Below are 21301 nucleotides of genomic sequence, written 5' to 3'. Positions count from 1 at the left end.
ATGATTTTTATAGCAATTTCTCAGTTTGTAGGTAGTCAACACTTTGCTATAAGATTTTAGAAAAACATAACTTCACCCAATTCAGTAAACATTTGTTCAAACATATCATCCTCGTCTTGGTGCATCTGGCGGAGATTTACCGGACCAGAGAGGAACTCTTTAATAGTAATTTTCTGCTCTCGAAAATCTCTGACAAAATCGCGGATAGCGGCAATAGTTTGAATTTCATTTTCCACTTGTTCCGCCATGCTGCCAATAGCATCCATACCTTCTTTTGTGGCTTTTCGACAATCAGAAACCATCGCGCCTTCTGGGGTTCTTTTGACTGAGCGAAGTTCTTCTTTTAATGTTTCATATTGATGTTTGAGAATTTCATTTTGCTGTATTATTCTCGCACATTGGCGTGTTAAATCATCTTCACTATTAAGGTCAACAATTTTGCCTACTTGATGCTGCTGTTCAATTTCCAAAAGTCGAGCTAAATCACCCTCTTGGTAAGCTTTGTTAATCTCCTTCATGATTTCGGTATGACGCATTTGAGTTTCGTCATCTTTTGCCTTGTCTGGATGAAATACTTCGGCTAAACTTAAAAATGTCTGGCGAATTTTTCTGAAAGCCTCAGATTTCTTATCATAGGGAGAGTCTAGATCCTGTGGCACTTCTTGATACTGATAGTTTTCTTGTCTATGCTGACCAGAAAAATCATCTTCTCCCTCATTAGTTTCAAAGATATCGTCTAATTCCGGGTCTTCATCTTCTGAATGATTTTTGGGTCTAGGAGTGATAATTCTCGCTATTTGTAGCTGATAATAAATGGCTTCAATATCTTTTCTGGTCTGCTTCCCTAATTTTCGCCCAGTCAAGATTTCATCAAACAGAGTGTGAATTTCACGGTCGATATCTACCAGTTTTTGGAACTTGGGATGACATCGTTGAAATATATCTGCGGCTACAGAACGCATTTGTTCGATAAAATTTTGTAGTTCTGTCCGTTTTCTCTTAATTTGTTTCAATAGCCACTGGTGTTCTTTATCTAAAGTTTCTAGCCGGATATGGATAGATGAAAGCGCCAGTGATGTTGTTGTTGGGGACGGGGATGAAGATGTTGATTTTTTGGGCATAAGAGAGACCAGCCTGAATAAGTTTACCCTTATCCAGATCCTACCGCCAAAACATTAAGTTTTATCAGTTAATCTAGGCGATCGCACTGGTCACAATTGCGGGAAACTGAAAACAGATCATTAAGAGAGGATAACCTAATGAGCTGGACTAAAGTTCTTGCAGCCGATGCACTTGCGCCAGAAGGGAGACAAGTGGTAAAAGTTGGCACACGTAAAATTCTACTGGTCAACCATGACAATCAGCTTTATGCTGTCGATAATACCTGCCCTCATTTGAAAATGCCGATGAAAAATGGGAAAATTACCGAAAGCGGAGCAATTGTTTGTCCTATACATCGGAGTGCTTTTGACCTCCGTACTGGTGAAGTACAAGATTGGTGTCCTTGGCCACCTGTTGTTGGTAAAGTTCTTTCCAAGATTTCACAAGAAAAGACCCTACCCGTTTTCCCTGTGCGTGTGGAAGAAGGTAGTATTTGGATTGACCTAGAGTAATAGTCATTCTCAAGGGTGGGTTAGCAAGTGCGTAACCCTACTGGATTGACAAGCCTAAAATAGTGCATTAGAAGTAGGTTGGGTTAAGCGCAGCGCAACCCAACGCTGCCAATGATGTTGGGTTTCCTTACGTCAACCCAACCTACAATTTTTTGCCACATTTTAGGCTTGTCAGTCTACTACTACAATTTTTGCGTAATTTATTTTGTGGAGTTCTCTAAGACTCATCAAATCGGGTTGCTATAGTGAAGATGGCAAAGTTATCAGTGGAAAATTAAATTATGCTCGAAAATAGAGACTACACATTAATTATCGACAAAAGCGGTAGCATGGCCACCCCAGACCAGAAAGGTGGTAGAACTAGATGGGTATCAGCACAAGAATCTACCTTAGCCTTAGCGAGTAAGTGCGAGCAATTTGATCCAGATGGCATCACTGTATATTTATTTTCCGGTAGATTCAAGCGCTATGATAATGTGACAGCCGCTAAGGTAACACAAATTTTTCAAGAAAATGATCCTTCTGGTTCTACAGACTTAGCAGGTGTGTTGAAACACGCAACTGATGATTACTTTCAACGCAAAAGTGCTGGTCAAACTAAGCCCAATGGTGAAATTATCTTAGTAGTTACCGATGGGGAACCGGATGACCGTAAAGCGGTAATGAAGGTAATTATTGAAGCTTCTCGCCAGATGGATATCAATGAAGAATTAGGTATTTCCTTCATTCAAGTTGGTAAAGATGCACAAGCTACCCGCTTTTTGAAAGTTTTAGATGATGACCTCCAAGGCGCTGGAGCTAAATTTGATATGTGTGACACCATTACAATGGATGATATGGAAGATTTAAGTTTATCGGAAGTGCTACTAAACGCCATTATGGACTAACGCCGCAGGGCGGAAGTCAAAAGAAATTTTTGAAGTGTATCCCTATTTACGCCGTGAATTACTAGCTTAAAAGCATGGATTCTCTTGATAAGCTGCTAGATGAACTCAAAGCTGAATATGACCCAGCAAAACCGCAGCCACAAAAAAATGCAGCCAAATCATTTACGCCACAACCACCAAAATCTTTATCTTTAGTCGATAGTCTTTTATCCGAAGTTAAAGCCGATTTTGCAGCACAAGATGAAGCTGAGGAGTTAAAACAACAGCAAGAACTAGAACAAGTAAAAATTAGACAAGCCCAAATCAAAGCCGAACAAATAAAAGCTTTTAAAATTCAAGCTGAAGCATGGTTAAAAAAATTAGATCCCTTTTCTTCAGAAGGTCTTTGGTTTGAAAGGTTTGCTGAAACTTACCCTTCAAAATTAGAGGCGGCGATAGAATATTTACAAAGCAAATGATGCAAAAAATAAATATTGTAGTTGTGTGACAAGCTTAAAATGATGCAAAAAAATGTAGGTTGGGTTTCCTTACGTCAACCCAACCTACGTCTAATACAATATTTTAGCTGTGTCAGTCCACTACGCGTTTGTAAGCACAAAAAGCAGGCTACGTCAACAAAAATCAAATAACTTATTTCTCTAAAAAATTATTCACCTTAAAATTTGAGGTTCCCTCCCAACAGTGGTTCAAAGATGCATTAATTTGAGCATCAGCTGCATCACTCACTTCCCTAGAAGCATTAAACTGTACGGCTGTGACAACGTACTCAAAAATAATCACAAACTCTTTTTGGGGGGAAATTCTTTCAACTACAATTGTTTCTCCCACCTTGGGAATTTGCGGTAAATTCACCATAAATGTTTCCTGTTTCGGTTTATCTAGTGGATTTTTAAAATTGAAGTATTTACAGTAGACAATAATTTTCACGCCAAAAAACCGCCAATAGTACTAAAAAAAACTAACTTCAAACATCCAGGTTTGAAACATAAGAATTAATTATAGTAACTATCATGCCAATTTGTGACACACAAATTAAATCAGTGAATTGTGTACAGTTATCAGGCGTATGGTTGCTGATTCAAACTTTGCTTCTCAAATTAATGATTTTTACTTACCGCGCCATAAGCTTTGGAAAAATTGATAAACTTTCACAATTATTTCCTCAAGCCAGAGTATAGCATGATCAAGCCACTCTAGAAGTTGTTCTAAAGGATGTTTATCATAACCGACAAAAGTTGCTTCAACGTCTATCCAGTCAGGCTGTAACTCAACTTGGCTATTGTGGCGATTCTTAGCTATCCCTTGGGGATTAAGGTTTTCAGAGAGTTTTACAGATTTTTTTGCAGTCGAGGTGAGATGGCGGCTGGATTTTGACTTTTGCAACCAACTAGATTTGGGTTTTGGTTGACTTTCAGCTAAGTTTTGGGATGAAATCTGGGAGTTACCAAACAAATCACTGAAATTTAACCACAAATCTTTTGCTAAACCTTCATTCTGGAAACGGCGATTATGGGGTAATTTATTTTGTGATTTTTTATAACTATTTCTCTGCTCAAGTTTGTTCTCTTTACTATCTCCAAAAAAGTAATTAATGGCAGATGAAATTAAAGCGGGAATATTCAATATTGGAGTTTCTAAACTATTAGGATTAGCTGCCATATCTCCTCTAGCGGCTACCTGTTCTTTACCATAAACAAATATATATAGCTGAGTTTGGGCAACTTGGATAATTTCTTGGCTGCGCTGTTGTATAGGTAATAAAGCTTTACTTTCCCAGTTAGCAATAGATGCGTCTAGGAATGCTATTAATTTATCAGTATTAAGTAAATTTTTTTGTGTGACTGCCGGCAATGCTGGCATATTAATGGAATTAATACCAGTCAACTTGGCTAAAATTCGGTCAACTTTTGATAATAATTTACTGTGGGGTTTATTTTCAGCTAACTGCCAATAATGCCAGTAATTACCAACTTCGCAAATAATCCTGTCTGCTAATTTTACCTGTTGTTGGGGTGTCAAAATATCCAAAATTTCATTTTCGGCGGAGACGAGTACCAAATTACGGCTGACCAAATTTGTGGCAATTCCGCGCATGACTGGCACATAAGGCTGGATATTTGCTGGCGAATCTTGGGAAATTAAGGGTTCTGTCGGGGGATGATGAAAAAGTTTTGACCACAAAAATCTCACTAACTTGACAGGGGCTGATGTTTTGGCGGGTTCAGCCGTATCTGAGTCAGATGGTAAAGTTTTAACTGCTTCTAAGACTTGTTGAATTGCTGTATCAGCCGTGGGGGGAGTTTCGGGTTGTAACTTTAGCCTGGGTTGTGGTTCTTTCCCTTCTAAAGTTTTACCGGCTGATTCTGTGGGATTCAATAATCTATATACGGGGTAAAGTAATAGTTCCACACCCCACTGAGTTGCAACTTGCAAATGTCGGTAAGTGTGATCCCACTGTTGTGTCAACCGCCGAGATTGCAGGTGGACAAAGTTAAGTAGTCTGCTTTGATAACGGCTAGAGGAACCAGGAGACATGATGGTGATTTGTTAGTTGTTAATACTCCCGCCCAACCATAATTTTAACTAAAATATGACTCTGCCCATATCGCAATCCCATTCTGAATTAATCTCGGCAACTATTGACCAATTGCGCTCTTTTTGTCAAGTAAATGTGAAATCTCGTTGGTTATCCCAGGAATCTGACTGCAATATTACGGGGATTTCTTCATCTAATTTGTCTGATTGGCAACTTGTTCAGCTAAATGCTAAGGAACATATTGCTTGGACAGGAGGCAAAAAGGTGCTTTGGTTAATGCAAAGATTTGTGGTTCCCGAAAATTTACACGGGTATCCTTTGGCTGGTTTGTCTTTGCGCCTGGCGTTGCTTTGGTGGGCAGATTTGGCTGAGATTTACGTGAATGGGGAGTTGGTGTTGGAGGGAGATTTATTTGATTGTTCGCCAAGAGTGCTGCTTAGTCAAGGGGTAACTCCTGGTGAGGAGTTTGTTGTGGCTTTGCGTTTGGTGAGTCCTGGACATGATTTTGGTGCTTTGGTGCGATCGCTCCTTGTTTTTGAGTCTTATAATCATCATAATCCTGATCCGGGTTTTTTGGCTGATGAGTTGGCTGTGTTACAGGTTTTTTTAACTAGGTTTGCACCTGATAGGTTGGGGGTTTTGGCTGAGGGTTTGAGGGGAGTTACGAACCGCCAAGTCGCCAAGAACGCCAAGGAAGAGGGAAGAGAATGGGAAGAAGGTTTTGTAGCCCTGCGCGAACATTATCAGCGTTTATCGGCGTTCATCGGCGGTTTAAATCCTAAAATATATTTATTGGGTCATGCTCATTTGGATTTAGCATGGCTTTGGCCTGTGAGTGATACTTGGAAGGCGGCGCAAAGTACTTTTGAGTCGGTGCTGAAGTTACAGGCTGATTTTCCTGAGTTGATTTTTTGTCACTCTACTCCGGCGCTTTATGCTTGGGTTGAGGAACATCGCCCGGATTTGTTTGAGAAAATTCAAGCACAGGTTGCGGCTGGAGTTTGGGAGGTTGTGGGCGGTTTATGGGTGGAACCAGAATTGAATTTGATTTCTGGTGAGTCGATTGTGCGTCAGTTGTTGTATGGTCAGCGTTATCTAAAAGCTAAGTTTGGTAAGGTTTCTGCTGTGGCTTGGCTACCGGATACTTTTGGTTTTTGTGCGACTTTACCGCAGTTTTTTGTGAATGCGGGAATTGAGTTTTTTGTGACTCAGAAGTTGCGGTGGAATGATACTACCCAGTTTGATTATGACGCTTTTTGGTGGCGATCGCCTGATGGCAGCAAAATCTTTAGTGTGATGTCTGCACTTATCGGTCAAGGTATTGACCCGGTAAAAATGGCAGAATACGCCTGTGAATGGCAAAGCAAAACCGGTTTAGAAGATTCTCTCTGGCTTCCCGGTGTCGGCGATCACGGCGGCGGTCCCACCCGTGATATGTTAGAAACTGCCCGACGCTGGCAAAAGTCTCCTATTTTCCCAGAGATGGAATTTACCACCTCAGAAAAGTATTTACAGCAAATTAAAGCAAACCTAACCCCCCTAGCCCCCCTTCCCTATGAGGGAATGGGGGAAAATATCTCCCCTCTCCTCGCAGAAGAGGGAATGGGGGAATCTATCTCCCCTCTCCTTGTAGGAGAGGGGTTGGGGGAGAGGTCTATTCCCACCTGGGATGATGAACTATATTTAGAATTTCATCGTGGTTGCTATACTACCCACGCCGACCAAAAACGCTGGAATCGACGTTGTGAAGATTTATTATATCAAGCTGAATTATTTGCCACTTTAGCCACTGTTAGCTGTGGGGTGATATATCCCCAAGCCGAAATTGAAACAGCTTGGAAAAAAGTTTTATTTAACCAGTTTCACGATATTTTACCCGGTTCTTCCATTACCCAAGTTTATCAGGATGCACTCCCAGAATGGCAGCAAGTGGAACAAGTGGGAACGCAAATTTTACAAGAGTCTTTGTTAGCGATCGCATCTCAAGCCATCTTACCACCGCCCCCGCATCCTGAAGCCCAACCAATATTCATTTTCAATTCTTTAAATTGGCAGCGTTCTGAAATCGTATCTGTCACACTACCCACATCTCACCCACATTGGCAAATTCATGATATTTCAGGACAGCCAACTATTTCTCAACTATCGGAATCATCTAAATTGCTGTTTCTCGCTGCGGAAATTCCCCCGGTTGGCTATTGCATATTTTGGATTTCCCCCAGTTCCCCAACTTTCCCTCTCCCCATTTCCCCAGACTGGATTTTAGAAAATCAATTCCTGCGGGTTACAGTCAATGCTGACACCGGAGATTTAGCCAGTGTATTTGACAAAACCCATGAACGAGAAGTTTTAACTGGTGCAGGTAATCAACTCCAAGCCTTCCAAGATAAGGGACAATATTGGGATGCTTGGAATATTGATCCTAATTATGCCCAACATCCTTTACCACCCACAAAGCTAAAATCTATCCAATGGCTAGAACAAGGCTTAGTCCAAAGTCGTGTCCGCGTAGTGCGTCAATTAGGTGAATCGGAATTTTGCCAAGATTATATTCTACAAGCAGGTTCACCAATCTTGAAAATTGCCTCCACTGTGAATTGGCAAGAAAATCAGGTCATGGTGAAAGCAGCTTTTCCTCTAAATATTGCAGCAGATTTTGCTACTTATGAAATTCCCTGCGGTGCAATTCGTCGCCCAACTCAACCCCAAACACCCGCAGAACAAGCTAAATGGGAAGTCCCCGCCTTGCGTTGGGCTGATTTAACTGAGGAAACAGAACCAGATATATACGGTGTGAGTTTACTCAATGATTGTAAATATGGTTATGATAGCAAGCCGAATCAATTACGCCTCACACTATTACGCAGTCCTAACTGGCCTGACCCAGAAACGGATAGAGGCTTGCATGAATTTACGTATGCTTTATATCCCCACGCAGGTAGTTGGGAATCAGCCCACACAGTGAAGCGTGGCTATGAGTTGAATATTCCCTTACAAGTAATCATTCATCCCCCGACTACCCAGCCAGGAACACACCCCACAAAATTTAGCAGTTCTGAAGGGGTAAGTTTTCTCAATTTAACAGCTAAAAATTTAATTTTAATGGCCTTCAAACAGTCTGAGGATAACCCCCAGCAATTCATCCTGCGGTGTTACGAATGTCACGGAGAAATAGCCGAGTTATCCTTACAGAGTGATTTAGGACTGTATCTAGGAAATGAAGCAGATTTATTAGAATTTAACGCATCTGAGCAACAAAACTTAATAATACAGCCTAAAAAAATTGTCACCTTCCAAGTGAACAGTAAATAGCTATAGTTCTACTGATATATGTAAGGATATTGTTGATTGCTAAGAGAAATACAGTTACTGGGTTTATACTCAGCACTCAGCACTCAGCACTCCTCCTTAGTCTTCGTGGTCTTCAAAGGGGTCTGCTAATTGCTTGCTAGGAGGACCGAAGGACATATAGATTGCAAAACCAGTGACGGCAACTAAGGCAACGCCAACGGAAATACTAATCATGGTTGCGGGTTCCATCGCCATAAGTTGTTCCATAAATTTGGGATTAATTATGAGTGTTATTATTTGGGGTTTCTGCCCCACTTGGCACCATTACGTGCTTCAGCTTGATTATTCTAACATTTGTTTGGCTGTGACTCGCTCAATTTATTTTGCTAGACGCAATTTATCAGGCAGGTGCTTCATGATAGTAGAATATTACCAGAAGATGAAAAAAAGCTTTGGTAACTGAATCTTAGGGGAACTATGGCACAAAGAACTAGGTTAGGAGATATCCTGAAACCTTTAAACTCCGAGTACGGTAAGGTAGCTCCGGGTTGGGGTACTACACCTGTAATGGGTGTTTTTATGCTCCTATTTTTCGTATTTTTGCTGATTATTCTGCAAGTTTACAACAAGTCTCTGTTAATTCAGGACGTAATGGTTGATTGGCGCAGTTTAGGCGGCTAATTAAAGACAGCGAACCTGTACCCGGCTTGTCCGGGTTTTTTTATGCGTTTGATACCAAAAACGTTAGCCTTAAATAAGTCAACATGGTATAGATGGGAAAAGCCTAGCTTGACCGCATTGTATATTTATAGGAGAAACCGGATGAATGTATTTGGTATCGGTCTGCCGGAAATGGGTCTAATTATGGTAGTGGCTTTGTTAATCTTTGGCCCGAAGAAGTTGCCAGAAATTGGTCGTAGTGTCGGCAAAGCAGTGCGCGGTTTTCAAGAAGCTTCTAATGAATTTCAAAGCGAGTTTAAACGGGAAGCTGAACAAATTGAAGAAGCTGTGAAAAGTTCTGCTGAACTGGAAACCAAGCATCTGGAAGCGGCTAAATCTGAAAAAGAAGCTGCTGGTTCTTCCCCTATGACTTAAATTACCCTGTACACACAAGTCCAAAAACTTTTTATTTGGGTAATGGCGTGGCAAACTTAAAATAATCCAAAAAATTGTAGGTTGGTTTGACGAAAGGAAACTCAACATCATTCATTATTGGCAGCGTTGGGTTGTGCTGCGCTTAACCCAACCTACGTTTAATGTAATATTTTAGGCTTCCCAGTCCACTACAAAGCTGCTGGTTCTTCTCCTGTGACTTAGGCTACGGTGTACACACAAATGATTGAATTACTCCATTTATGTAGGGTGTGTTGTCGCGTAGCGCAACGCACCATCTTAGATTCTCGGTGCATTAGGACTAAAGTCCATAACACACCCTACCCAAATCAAGGGTTTTAGACTTGTGTGTACACCGTAGGTGACTTGGGTGAGGTGCTGCGAAGGAATTGAATTTAGGTAAAATGTCAGAAGCTGTTACGAAACCATCTTTGGTAATTCCGCAATTAATTGTCGGGTTGGGAAATCCAGAGCCGAAGTATGACCAAACACGCCATAATATTGGCTTTGCTGCAATAGATGCACTTTCTCGTGCTTGGCATATTCCTTTAGGGGAAAATCGCAAGTTTCAGGGTGAGTATGGTGAGGGTATGGCAGCAGGTAGCCGTAAAGTCCGCTTACTCAAACCTTTAACTTATATGAATCGCTCTGGACAATCAATCCAAGCGGTGACAAGTTGGTATAAATTGCCGCCAGAGTCAGTGCTGGTGATTTATGACGATATGGATTTACCTTTGGGTAAGACTCGTTTACGCTTGTCGGGTTCGGCGGGGGGACACAATGGTATGAAGAGTACAATTTCACACCTAAACACCCAAAATTTCCCACGTTTACGCATCGGCATTGGGAAACCAAATGATAGCGATAATTCTGAGTCTATTTCTCATGTTTTAGGCAAATTTTCTGCGGCTGAAACTCAACTGATATCTCTCTTACTTCAGTTTGTGGTTGAGTGTGTAGAATTTAGCCTCAAACAGGGAGTAGAAAAGGCGATGAATCGTTGTAATAGCAGCACTATTGAGTGCTGAGTGCTGAGTGCTGAGTTAAGAGTGCTGAGTAGAAATCAAGTAGGGGCGGGTTTACAGATATGCTCAATTACTATTAATAATTTTAATAAACCCGCCCTTGCATCAAGGCTTTCGGCAATCCAAACAACCGTCTTGGCGGTTGCTGTAATTGATAACTGATAACTGATAACTGTTAACTGTTAACTGTTAAAGTAATATACCCTCACCTCTAAATTGGGGTGGGGTATATTAAACAATTTTATATAAGAATATAAGGTGAGGTGCTATTGCTTTTTCGAGGTTCTGCCCTCAAGCAACACCATTACTAACCCAAATAGGTTGATTAAAAGCGTCGATTTCGTCTGGCTAATACCAGTTTACGCTTGCGCTTTTCTAGAGGTGTTTCAAAGTGCCGATGAAACTTGACATCAGCTAATATACCAGCTTTAGAGACCTGGCGTTTAAACCGACGCAAAGCTGAATCAATACCTTCGTTTTCTCCTAGAACGACTTGGGTCATTCTTGCTGTATCCTCATAATCAATATTTTCAATTGTAATTTTAGCCTCAAATTTAGTTAAACGTTCAGAGTTAAGACTTTAGTTCTCTGCTCTCTAGCTCCTGTAGTTAAAGCTACCAGGTGAGCGCAGCTATACTCAAAAAATTGTCATTATCTGTTGCGGTTTAGCTACTCAGGATTAATATCTAAAGAAAGCGCTAGTTGATAAAGTTGGCGACGGGATAAAGAAGTCATTTTTGCTAATTGTCGGCTGGCTTGCGATCGCGATATGCCCTGACTGATAATCTGGAGTAATTCGGCTTTTAGTTGTTCTTCTGTGAGTTGGGGTTGAGTGGCGGTAATTCCAGCCAGCACTAGAGTATATTCGCCTTGGGGTTCACGTTGGCTATAATGTGCGATCGCCTCGGCAATGGTTCCGCGCCAAAATTCTTCGTATAATTTAGTTAATTCCCGTGCCAGCACAATTTGGCGATCGCTTCCCCAAACTGTGGCAAAGTCTTGTAAACTTTCTCGTAAGCGGTGCGGTGATTCGTAGAAAATTAAAGTGCGAGATTCTGCCTGAATCAATTCTAAATATTCACGGCGTTTTTGCGCCTTAGCTGGCAGAAAACCTTCAAAAACAAACCTATCTGTAGGTAAACCAGCTGCACTTAAAGCCGTAATTGCGGCACTCGCCCCCGGAATAGGTACAACAGGTACACTGGCCTCAACACAAGCTTTCACCAATTCATAACCAGGATCAGAAATTCCCGGCATTCCCGCATCACTAACTAGTGCGATCGCCTGTCCATTTGCCATATACTCTAATAATTCCGGGATGCGGCTATGGCTGTTATGTTCGTGGTAACTTATCTGGGGTGTTTTAATTTGAAAATGCTGTAGTAATTTCCCTGTATGGCGAGTGTCTTCGGCTGCAATCAAATTTACCGTTTGCAAAATTCGCACCGCCCGAAAGGTAATATCTTCCAGGTTGCCAATTGGTGTCCCGACGATGTAAAGTGTTCCTGGTTTGGGGTCAGTTTGCATGAATGAGAAAATAATATTTTTAATAAATTAATTATCTATCTTGTGGGGGAGGGCAAAGATGCCCGCCTTTTATCAAAAAAATTGTTTTTTTGTTGGAGGAACGAACCGCATTCGCGTTAGCGTCTCCCCTTGGGAGAAGGACGCAAAGTACACAAAGGAAGAAGGAAGGAAATCGGGCGCAGTATAACAAAGAAATGGTATCAGTTTTTAAGAGTTAGAAAATGAGCTACAAATGAATAATCTTAAACCCCAGAGTGGGTTATTTGTGGGTTTAATCACCTTGGATTTAATTTACCTCGCTGATTCTGCCCCTAGAAATAATCAGAAAATTGTTGCTACTGACTATACTTTAGCAGCCGGTGGTCCCGCTACTAATGCGGCTGTTACCTTTAGTTATTTAGGTAATCCAACTCAAGTGTTAGGTGTGCTGGGTTCTCATCCGATGACGCAACTAATTCGCGGAGATTTGGCAAATTATCAAGTGGCGATCGCTGATCTTCAATCTAATATAAGTACATCCCCACCTGTATCTTCAATCATTATTACCCAAGGCACTGGTGAACGCGCTGTAGTTTCCCTCAATGCTGCTAAAACTCAAGCTAGCAGTACATCTATCCCGCCGGATATTCTCCAAGATATCGATATTATCTTAATTGATGGGCATCAGATGGCTGTTAGCCTCACCATAGCCGAAACAGCGAAAGCTAAAAATATCCCTATAGTTATTGATGGTGGGAGTTGGAAACCAGGATTTGAGCAAATTTTGCCTTTTGTTGATTATGCCCTGTGTTCGGCAAACTTTTATCCTCCTAACTGCCACACTGAAGCTGAGGTATTTAATTATTTAAGTACATTTAATATTCCCCACATTGCTATTACCCACGGCGAAAACCCCATTAAATATTTATCTTCCACTCAAATTGGTGCTGTGGATGTACCGCAAATTCAGCCAGTTGATACTCTAGGGGCTGGGGATATTTTTCACGGTGCTTTCTGTAATTATATTTTACAGACAAGTTTTACTGATGCTTTAGCACAGGCTGCTAAAATTGCTGCTAACTCCTGTCAATTTTTTGGGACGCGTCGCTGGATGGAATCGGCTGTTAAGAGTTAATTTCCACAGATGTAGACATCACCCCGCCTTTGACTTTGTTCAAACTCTCCCCTCTCTTTAGTAAGGAGAGGGGTTGGGGGTGAGGTTAGTGTATTTTATTAAATCCGCATTCCTCAGTAATTAAGGCAAAATTCATGAAAGACTTGCAACAAATATTAGCGATCGCACGTGAAATCAGTTGGGGCGCATCAGATATACTTAGGTCTTATTACCACGGCACTGCAAAAGACCCGAATTTAGATATACAGTATAAACAGAATGAGCCTGTCACTGTTGCAGATGTAGCTGTGAGTCAATATATTTTAGATCAGCTACAAGCAGCTTTGGGTAATCAAGATTTTGCCTATATCAGTGAAGAAACCTATCAATCACAACTGAGTCCAGAATCCCCTGAATGGGTATGGATTATTGATCCTTTAGATGGTACACGAGACTTTATTGAAAAAACTGGCGAATATGCCATTCACATCGCTTTAGTTAAAGAAAAGCGTCCGATTTTAGCAGTAGTTGCCATTCCGGAAACCGAAAAGTTATACTTTGCTACAAAAGGTGGGGGTACATTTGTGGAAACCCGCAATGGCTTTACTCCCATTCAAGTTTCTTCAGGTAAGCCCATAGCAGATTTAACTGTAGTTGCCAGTCGCTCTCACCGCAATGAATCTTTAGATTATTTATTACAAAACTTTCCTTGTCAAAATTACAAATGTGTAGGCAGTATAGGGTGCAAAATTGTCGCTATTGTGGAACAACAGGCGGATATTTACGTTTCTCTTTCTGGAAAATCTGCCCCTAAAGATTGGGACATAGCAGCACCAGAATTAATCTTAACAGAAGCTGGTGGTCAGTTTACTCACTTCGATAGCAGTTTGTTGCAATACAATACAGAAGATATTAATCAGTGGGGTGGTTTGCTGGCGAGTAATGGTGAACATCACCAAGAACTATGTAACACAGCCGAAAAGTTATTAGCACAATTTAGCGGGCGTTAATTAATACCTATTTTCAGGCTGGAATTAAATACATAATTATTTAAACTCTACCTGCCCCCTGGCTTCTTCTTGTATACTCACAAAATGTGGTGGATACTATTAATCTGCAAAATCTGGCTCAGGATTATCACGAAAAATGTTGCGCGTTTATCATCTCTTTCTAGGTGCTATTTTATTGGCTTTAACGCCATTGGGAGCAAAAACTATTCTTCCCCGGTTTTCTCCTGCGGTTGTAGAAAATCCCAGTGCTGTAGCAACGACAACTCAAAGCAGTTCCACTCCAACTACTTCTGCAAAAACTGTCAAGTCGATAGAAGGAAATACTTGGAAGCAAATTTTGGGGACAACACCTACCCCAAACGGCTGGAAAATTGCCCCTTGTGAGGGAAACGCCCCCCTGCTATGTGTTTCCTCTCAAGAAGAAATTGTGGGTACGGTGGAAATTGGGGTTTACCCCGTGAAAGATAATCCCAAATTCCAAAAACATCTGACAGATGCGGGTATTCCTCTAGATTCTCAGGTAGATTACCAAAATCCTGAATACCAAAACAAGTTATTAACAGCACTCAAAGCTTGGGTTGCAGATTTCAATACTACTTTTGCGAGAGACCGCCAGGATACTTATAAAAACAAAATTGTGTTTTCAGCCTACCCACCACAACCAGCATCCGTTGGTAAGCTTCAGGGAATACGCTACGGCTTTGTCGGTATCAAGCCAGAGGGTGGAGTTCAAGAGCAACATATTAGTCATGTAGCCTTCAATGGTAAAAGTATGTATGTAATTACCACAGCTTTTGACCCAGACTCCATAACGGGTAAATTTGAGGAATTGGAAAATTTGGCCATTTTTCAACCTTATTTGTCAGCGATCGCAGCTGATTTGAAGTTACCCATTTAACGCGATAATGGGATATGAATCAAAAATTCTGTCCCATGACCAGAAGCAGAATTACATTCAATCACACGAAGAATGCAGATTTAATAGAATATACAATCTCACCCCCAACCCCTTAAAAACAAATTTAAGACAATTTTTTACAGCCACACTGAGAAATGTCAGTGTGGTTTTTTAGTTTTTACTGCTTATCCCAAAGCAGAACAGCAAAATTCAGTAAATCTACTAAAAATTACAATTTTTGTTTGTATGAATGTACTCATACCATAAAAATTTAATTTTTGATAATAATCCCGTGTATTCACGATTATCATTTTTAAAGAAAATGTTAAATACTAAGTGTATAGGTTAAAAATTAGCATTAATTTTTAATCTATACACATTTAATTAAACATAACTTCACATATAGTCAGCAATATTGCTCTGATTTCTAAAGTGTGTTGTTGCCGTCAACTGTATTCAACTTTGAGTGACTAAAAAAATATAGAGGGTCAAAAATGAAATCAGTTCTGACATTAATCGAAAAGAAGAAGCAAGAATTCCGCCACACACCATTTATTCAGTTTTTACAAGACAAAAGCATAGAGCCAAGACAGAGATTGGCTTTTGCTCCTTGCTTTGCTCCTTTTGTTATGGGTTTTGGAGAGTTAAATAAATCAGTCTGGCGAGACGAAACGAGCAATGATCCAATTCAAGCCATCATCAATCAACATACCTATGAAGATGATGGTCACTGGATATGGTTTTTGGAGGATATACAAAAACTAGACTTTAATATATCTTTAAACTTCAACGATGCTTTAAGTTTCCTGTGGAGCGATGAAACACAGGTTGCACGGCACACAATTTATCAACTTTATCAGTATACTCATCAAGCCAGACCGATCCATAAGTTGGTAGTAATGGAAACAATAGAAGCAATAGCAGATATTTTTCTCTCAACAACCGAACAAGTTACTCAGGAATTAAAAACTTCGACTAGCAAAGAATACCGTTATTTTGGTATTTATCATTTTTTAATTGATTCTGGTCACACTATGCATTCATCCGAAACTGAGGGATGTATTTCTCAGATATTGTTCACAGAAGATAATGAAAATATATCCTTGGAATTAGTTGAAAAAGTATTTGATATATTTACATTACTGTTCAATGATCTTCTCAAATATGCTCAAAATCATCCGATTGAACCATTAGACAACCAGAGAATTACTAAAGAATTGCATCTTCAGATGACATAAGTAGGTAAGCACAAATAAACCCAACATGGACTAAATTGTTTTTGGCTGGAGTATGGGAGCTAGTAATTGGGGATAGCGTTTTACCAAATCCGCCACTTTAGCAGTTGCACCCCAACGAATATAGGCATAGTAAGCATCAGTTAAATAAGTTTGAGCAGTCTTCTTTTTTCGCCATTTTAAATAAAACTTAGCTGCAAGTTCGTAAGCGAGAGCTTCTTCGTTAAGATATTTATGTTCTTTGGCGAGAGAAATAGCTTGATCATATAATTCCATTCCTTGGATATATTCACCTCTAACCCGACATCTTTCAGCCTCTACTAAATAAAACTTATGCAGATAATTCATGGGCGCATGATTTGCCAATTTCTGTAACTGTACTTGGTTATCTGCTACCTGCTGAAGTAAATTATTTGGCTCATTTTTAACATTTAGATATATAGCCAAAGCTGTGAGAGAATCATAAAAATAAAATATAGGTATGGTTATAAAGCCTGTACCTCCTGCTAAATATTTTTTTCCTTTAATACTATTTGTTTGCGCTTCTATAAAGTTACCAAATAAATAGCATAGTATAAGTTTATGTAAATAGTGATAGTGGAGTCCATTCAGATCATTCGCTTGAACTAGCAGACATAGTGATGTGTCTTCATTATATGCCTCACCGATGAGATTACAGACATCATCAGAATTACCTAGTAAATTCATAATAGTTTGCCAACAGATAAGACAATAGTTTAATGTGGTTGCTTGCTTGAGATTTTTTAGTACATGACTATAGTTGCTCATTTCTGCTTCTAGGATTGTTAATTCTTTGCCTATAAAATAGGAATGCTGACAAATATCCTTGACACAGTAGCCCACATATTCAAAATCTCCTGTTTCTAGTGCATTTTGATATCCTTCTAGCAAAATTGGTAACGTTTCTCGAATGTGAGACTTGCCATGAAAAATAAATGCTCCTACAACATACAATGTCCTAGCGTGAATATCTTGAGAATTTATTTGATTAACTAATTGAAGAGCTAAATTCCCAAACTCAACTGCTACTTCAATATTTTTCTGAATCCCATTTAAGAGGATGCCATAACAGGCATAGCAAAAAGCAGATAAAGGAGCATTACCGTATTGAATTGATAGATTAACCTGGGACAAAATAATTAGTGGAAATAATAAAGGATCTGCAATATAAGTTGGAGGAATCATACTCGATACAATGCGAATGATGGCCAGTTGGTTTACAGAAGTCATCAATGGGAAATTCATCAAATCATCAACGGTTTTATCTGCAAGTAATAATGTAGTTTCCTGAAATCCTTTCTGGATATCACTTTCGCTCGGTGAATCAGGGAAAGTCAGCCCAAAATATTGCAGAACTTGACGAGCGATCGCGATCGCTTCCAATAATCTATTCTGGGATGTATAGGACTGAATTTTGATTTCATAAACTTTCACTTTCTCTAGCAGGTTTTTCGCTTGTTGCAGTACTACCTCTGCTAATTTCTCCATCTCCTCAAAATTGCCACCTAAGTACGCCGCCTCTGCTGCTGTCTCATATAAAGCCAAAGTTAGCTCATATTTTGTCTCCCAGCTATCATCTGCGAGTAGTTGAATGCCAATATTTAAATACTTCAGCGCTGAGGGATAAGCCATTGAAGCCAAAGCTTTTCGTCCAGCAGTTAGATTCATCTGGGCTAGTTGCACGCGATCGCCTGGAAGATTAATTATAGGTATTGCTATATTAAATTGATTTACCAAATCAAAAATTAGATTTTCTCTTTCATCAATTGATGTATTATTTAAAATTAATTTCCCAATTTTCAGATGAATTGACGGTTTTTTCGATTTACAAATTAAAGAATAAGCAGCTTGTTGTACCCGGTCATGGATAAATTTGTATTTAGGTAATTGCGGATTAGTAAGGGTAGATTTTGTCTGGAATTTAGTGCTGATTTCGTCCTGACTTTTTTGGGATACTAAATTGCCAATTTTTGCTTCCGGTAAAATTAGTCCTTGCAGTAATGCTGGCCATAAGTCTGAAGCTGTATCTACTGCTAATTTTTCATGTATAATTGCCAGAATATTTAAGTCAAATTCGTTACCTATACAGGCAGCTAACTTGATCACTTCTTGAGTTAGCATTGGTAATTTCCTCAGTTGAATTGACATGAATTCAACTACATCATCCGTGAGTGCTAACGCCTGAATTTTTGATATATCATACTGCCAATTACCTAGCTCAAAGTTAAATTTAATTAGACCATCTTTATGTAAAGCTTTCAGAAATTGATGGATAAAGAAAGGATTACCTTTAGTTTTAGCAAATACCATTTGTGTGAGAGCGATAACATTATTCTCTGGACAACGGAAGGTATCAGCAATCAAACGATTTAAATCACCCTGTGTTAAAGGCGTTAGTGTGATATTATCAATAGTAGCCTCAGCATTTTTTATTTCCCTCACTGCTAAATATAGTGGGTGTAATTTTTCTAATTCCCGATCACGATAAGCACCAATCATTAAGAGATTTTTTTCAGTTTTTAGAGAAGAAAATAATGAAGTATTTTGTTTATTTTTAATATTTTCAGTAATTAATAATTTAATTAATTTTAATGATGCTACATCTGCCCATTGCAAGTCATCCAGAAATATAACCAAAGGATTTTCTTTAGTCATAAATACTTGGATGAACCTGATCAACAATAAATTGAATCGATTTCCGGCGGCAATTCCAGATAGTTCTGTCCCCTCAGCCTGCTTACCAATAATTAGTTCTACTTCAGGAATTACATTAATAATGACTTGTCCTTGTGTACCTAATACAGACAAAATCTTACTTTTCCATGCTTGAATTTCGGCATCTGTTTCCAACAATATTTGTCCGATTAAGTCCCGAAAGGCTTGGATAAATCCGAATAAGGGAATGTCGCGTTCAAATTGGTCATATTTACCTTTAATAAAGTAACTACGTTGCTGCATTATCTGTTTTTGAATCTCGTTAACCACTGCTGTTTTGCCAACACCAGATGAGCCGGTAACGAGGATCATTTCTGTTGTGCCACTACGGACACGTTCAAAAGCTGCCAGTAGTTTTTCTACTTCAGTTTGCCGTCCATACAGTTTTTCTGAAATCAGGAATCGGTCAGACATATCCTTGAGTCCTAACTTGAAGCTTGTGAAATTGCCTGTTTTTCATCATTGCTAGAGACATGGTTTTAATAGTCAGTAGCAATTCAATACTGCTCGGTTAAGCAAATTAGTGAGCCGAAAACCCTTGTAGAGACGTTTCATGGAACGTCTCTATATCCCTTAACCGAAAGGTATTGGGTAGCAATTTTCCTTAGTATTCCCGCAATACAAATGTAAATTATCACATTCTTTTAAAAAATCTTAAGTATAGAAATCATATTTGATTTATTTGTAGGGTATGTTGTCGCCTAGCGCAACGCACCCTACCCAATTAAATTTCAGCTACAGCTCGTTCAATCAAGCGACGTGCCAAAGTTTGTGTCCCTGTGTGTTCATAGTAATTGGTGGCTACATCTAAGAAAGCCGCCAGATAATCTAACTTATCATCAGTTAATTGCACAAAATTTTGCAAATTACTAACTACTTTTTGTGGCGTTAAATTATTTTGGGTAACTAGTCCACCCATCCAACCTTTCACAGAGTCAAAGCTTTCGCCGATAAAGTTTAATTTACTACTAGCATTGTTACCTGGAATTGCATCTTGGATGCCTTGAAAAGTTGAATTTTGTTCTAACTCCTGGGGATTCATCTGATTAATTCCAGATAAAGCTTTGTCAATGAAGTTTGGCCCTAAAGGTATTAAACCATCAACACAAACTAAAGCCACCATCCGAATCAGCGACTCACCACTATACTCACCCAACGAAGCGACAAAATCCCCAATGCTGTCTCCGGGAATACCGTTAATTTGGCAGAAAGCCACTATTTCCACTACTAATTTCAGACACAAGTCAATAGTTTGGGCTTTGTCAGCCTTGGGAGTCACTTTGTTTAAAAAACCCAAGAGAGGAATTTTCTCACCAATTTTATTAGCCAAAGCTGCTGCACCCAAGGCTTTATCTGTCTTGTCAACAGTTTGATAAAGCCACATTGCTCGTTGGTATCCTTGGGATCGATCATTATAAAGATAAATCGCTCTTTCACCAATTTGCTGAATTAAATCTTCATCAGTTTCACCAGTCACTTTCTTAATGGTGTTGACAAAGCCTACAGTATTTTCCCACTTTCCAGGAGTCACAAAATCCAGGGATTGCAACATGGAAATGGTCAAGCCACTAGTTGGAAGTTCATCAACTAACTCAAAAATCGGTTTATTCACAAGAATCTCCTTATTTGGGGTTGTTACTGGGCGTAGTTAAAGTTATTTCAATGTTGCTAGACCATCAAGATTAAATTTCTCGATCCAGTCGGCGCGATCGCTGGCAGTAAATGACGGATCACGAGATAATACTTTTACTTGGTAACGATTATTTACTAGTACTGCTGTTTGAGTTTTGCCAATTTCCCGCGCCGGATAACCATCGATTTCTTTGGTGCTATTAGAGTAGTTAGCTGCGGTTTCTGGTGTACTGCTAGTATCAGAAATAGCTAACATAGCCAAATCTTGACCATCTTTTTTTAACTTAGCTTCAGCAAAACCTTTTTTCTCTTGGGTAAATACTCTCTCGTAGCCATCACCAGCAGCAGGAAAGAATTTATTAAATTCTCCACCTTGAGTAGCTGTTTCGACAACTGCTTGACCTCTTTTTTGTTGAGTACTTTCTTGCTGTACCTGATCAAAGCGACCGGGTTCGGCTGGAGTACAAGCAGTAGTCAGTAGTAACACTGACAATAATAAAGCGGGTAAAATTTTAGATGCGCGAGAAAAATTCATTTTTGGTTGTTCCTGATATTTGAGCTTTGAGCCAATTATCTCTGCTGACTTCAGTTTTAACTTGGAAAATTCACTTTTTGATATTTTCTTTTACTCAGCCCTCACCCGACTCCTGTACGGGCGGGTTTACTAAGGATGTTGACGAACCACAGACTGGCTGCTTAAACCCG

At 39.6% G+C, this 21301-nt stretch carries 20 protein-coding genes; 11 read left to right on the top strand and 9 right to left on the bottom strand.

What is annotated here, in order from left to right; all coding sequences use genetic code 11:
- Positions 1-56: 56 nt before the first annotated feature.
- Positions 57-1121, bottom strand: coding sequence for a J domain-containing protein (locus ACM0OW_RS07110; RefSeq protein WP_414549330.1), 1065 nt, complete (start codon positions 1119-1121; stop codon positions 57-59).
- A 138-nt stretch (positions 1122-1259) separates the two neighbouring features.
- Here ACM0OW_RS07110 and ACM0OW_RS07105 point away from each other — a divergent pair, with 138 nt between their 5' ends.
- The 3 genes from ACM0OW_RS07105 to ACM0OW_RS07095 all read left to right on the top strand — a co-directional run bounded on the left by ACM0OW_RS07105 (position 1260) and on the right by ACM0OW_RS07095 (position 2958).
- Entirely contained in the window at positions 1260-1613 is a 354-nt protein-coding gene (locus ACM0OW_RS07105) for a Rieske (2Fe-2S) protein (protein WP_414549329.1), read from the top strand.
- Positions 1614-1894: 281 nt separating this feature from the next.
- A complete protein-coding gene (locus ACM0OW_RS07100) occupies positions 1895-2500 on the top strand; it encodes a vWA domain-containing protein (protein WP_414549328.1) in 606 nt (201 codons plus the stop codon).
- A 74-nt stretch (positions 2501-2574) separates the two neighbouring features.
- Complete coding sequence (locus ACM0OW_RS07095) at positions 2575-2958, top strand: salt stress protein, Slr1339 family (protein ID WP_414549327.1); 384 nt, start codon at positions 2575-2577, stop codon at positions 2956-2958.
- A 172-nt stretch (positions 2959-3130) separates the two neighbouring features.
- Here the strand turns inward: ACM0OW_RS07095 and ACM0OW_RS07090 are convergent, their stop codons facing one another.
- Positions 3131-3355 (bottom strand): hypothetical protein, encoded by a 225-nt coding sequence (locus ACM0OW_RS07090; RefSeq protein WP_414549326.1) that lies wholly within the window; start codon positions 3353-3355, stop codon positions 3131-3133.
- Between the two features lie 252 nt (positions 3356-3607).
- Entirely contained in the window at positions 3608-5035 is a 1428-nt protein-coding gene (locus ACM0OW_RS07085; RefSeq protein ID WP_414549325.1) for a hypothetical protein, read from the bottom strand.
- Positions 5036-5090: 55 nt separating this feature from the next.
- Here ACM0OW_RS07085 and ACM0OW_RS07080 point away from each other — a divergent pair, with 55 nt between their 5' ends.
- Entirely contained in the window at positions 5091-8348 is a 3258-nt protein-coding gene (locus ACM0OW_RS07080) for an alpha-mannosidase (RefSeq protein ID WP_414549324.1), read from the top strand.
- Between the two features lie 96 nt (positions 8349-8444).
- On the opposite strand, the gene psbN is transcribed toward ACM0OW_RS07080, so the two are convergent.
- Positions 8445-8576 (bottom strand): photosystem II reaction center protein PsbN, encoded by a 132-nt coding sequence (psbN, locus tag ACM0OW_RS07075; RefSeq protein ID WP_414549483.1) that lies wholly within the window; start codon positions 8574-8576, stop codon positions 8445-8447.
- A gap of 228 nt (positions 8577-8804) precedes the next feature.
- Between psbN and psbH the strand changes: the two genes are divergently transcribed.
- The 3 genes from psbH (at position 8805) to pth (ending at position 10468) form a co-directional block, all read left to right on the top strand.
- A complete protein-coding gene (gene psbH, locus ACM0OW_RS07070; protein WP_063871955.1) occupies positions 8805-9008 on the top strand; it encodes a photosystem II reaction center phosphoprotein PsbH in 204 nt (67 codons plus the stop codon).
- Between the two features lie 141 nt (positions 9009-9149).
- The gene (locus ACM0OW_RS07065; RefSeq protein ID WP_414549323.1) at positions 9150-9422 is read left to right on the top strand and encodes a TatA/E family twin arginine-targeting protein translocase; all 273 of its coding nucleotides are present in this window, start codon (positions 9150-9152) and stop codon (positions 9420-9422) included.
- Positions 9423-9844: 422 nt separating this feature from the next.
- Positions 9845-10468, top strand: coding sequence for an aminoacyl-tRNA hydrolase (gene pth, locus ACM0OW_RS07060; RefSeq protein ID WP_414549322.1), 624 nt, complete (start codon positions 9845-9847; stop codon positions 10466-10468).
- 322 nt (positions 10469-10790) lie between these two features.
- Here the strand turns inward: pth and rpsU are convergent, their stop codons facing one another.
- Together rpsU and rsmI are read right to left on the bottom strand one after the other, a co-directional pair.
- On the bottom strand, positions 10791-10967 hold the full coding sequence (gene rpsU, locus ACM0OW_RS07055; RefSeq protein WP_042201508.1) for a 30S ribosomal protein S21: 177 nt from the start codon (positions 10965-10967) through the stop codon (positions 10791-10793).
- Between the two features lie 167 nt (positions 10968-11134).
- The gene (rsmI, locus tag ACM0OW_RS07050; RefSeq protein ID WP_414549321.1) at positions 11135-11992 is read right to left on the bottom strand and encodes a 16S rRNA (cytidine(1402)-2'-O)-methyltransferase; all 858 of its coding nucleotides are present in this window, start codon (positions 11990-11992) and stop codon (positions 11135-11137) included.
- 232 nt (positions 11993-12224) lie between these two features.
- Here rsmI and ACM0OW_RS07045 point away from each other — a divergent pair, with 232 nt between their 5' ends.
- The 4 genes from ACM0OW_RS07045 (at position 12225) to ACM0OW_RS07030 (ending at position 16231) form a co-directional block, all read left to right on the top strand.
- Entirely contained in the window at positions 12225-13106 is an 882-nt protein-coding gene (locus tag ACM0OW_RS07045; protein ID WP_414549320.1) for a sugar kinase, read from the top strand.
- Between the two features lie 134 nt (positions 13107-13240).
- The gene (locus tag ACM0OW_RS07040; protein WP_414549319.1) at positions 13241-14095 is read left to right on the top strand and encodes a 3'(2'),5'-bisphosphate nucleotidase CysQ family protein; all 855 of its coding nucleotides are present in this window, start codon (positions 13241-13243) and stop codon (positions 14093-14095) included.
- A gap of 136 nt (positions 14096-14231) precedes the next feature.
- Positions 14232-14993, top strand: a complete 762-nt coding sequence (locus tag ACM0OW_RS07035; protein ID WP_414549318.1) for a hypothetical protein — start codon at positions 14232-14234, stop codon at positions 14991-14993.
- Between the two features lie 494 nt (positions 14994-15487).
- Positions 15488-16231, top strand: coding sequence for a hypothetical protein (locus ACM0OW_RS07030; protein WP_414549317.1), 744 nt, complete (start codon positions 15488-15490; stop codon positions 16229-16231).
- A gap of 30 nt (positions 16232-16261) precedes the next feature.
- Here ACM0OW_RS07030 and ACM0OW_RS07025 read toward each other — a convergent pair whose 3' ends face one another.
- From ACM0OW_RS07025 to ACM0OW_RS07015, 3 genes are all read right to left on the bottom strand, one after another.
- Positions 16262-19378 (bottom strand): ATP-binding protein, encoded by a 3117-nt coding sequence (locus ACM0OW_RS07025; RefSeq protein ID WP_414549316.1) that lies wholly within the window; start codon positions 19376-19378, stop codon positions 16262-16264.
- 310 nt (positions 19379-19688) lie between these two features.
- The gene (locus tag ACM0OW_RS07020) at positions 19689-20576 is read right to left on the bottom strand and encodes a hypothetical protein (RefSeq protein ID WP_414549315.1); all 888 of its coding nucleotides are present in this window, start codon (positions 20574-20576) and stop codon (positions 19689-19691) included.
- 42 nt (positions 20577-20618) lie between these two features.
- Positions 20619-21131 (bottom strand): hypothetical protein, encoded by a 513-nt coding sequence (locus ACM0OW_RS07015; RefSeq protein ID WP_414549314.1) that lies wholly within the window; start codon positions 21129-21131, stop codon positions 20619-20621.
- Between the last annotated feature and the right edge of the window lie 170 nt (positions 21132-21301).

It is taken from the genome of Anabaena sp. CCY 0017 (genome assembly GCF_963920885.1).
Classification (GTDB): domain Bacteria; phylum Cyanobacteriota; class Cyanobacteriia; order Cyanobacteriales; family Nostocaceae; genus Nodularia.
Note: the sequence above shows the minus strand (reverse complement) of the source record. Positions and strands in the feature narration are given on the sequence as shown.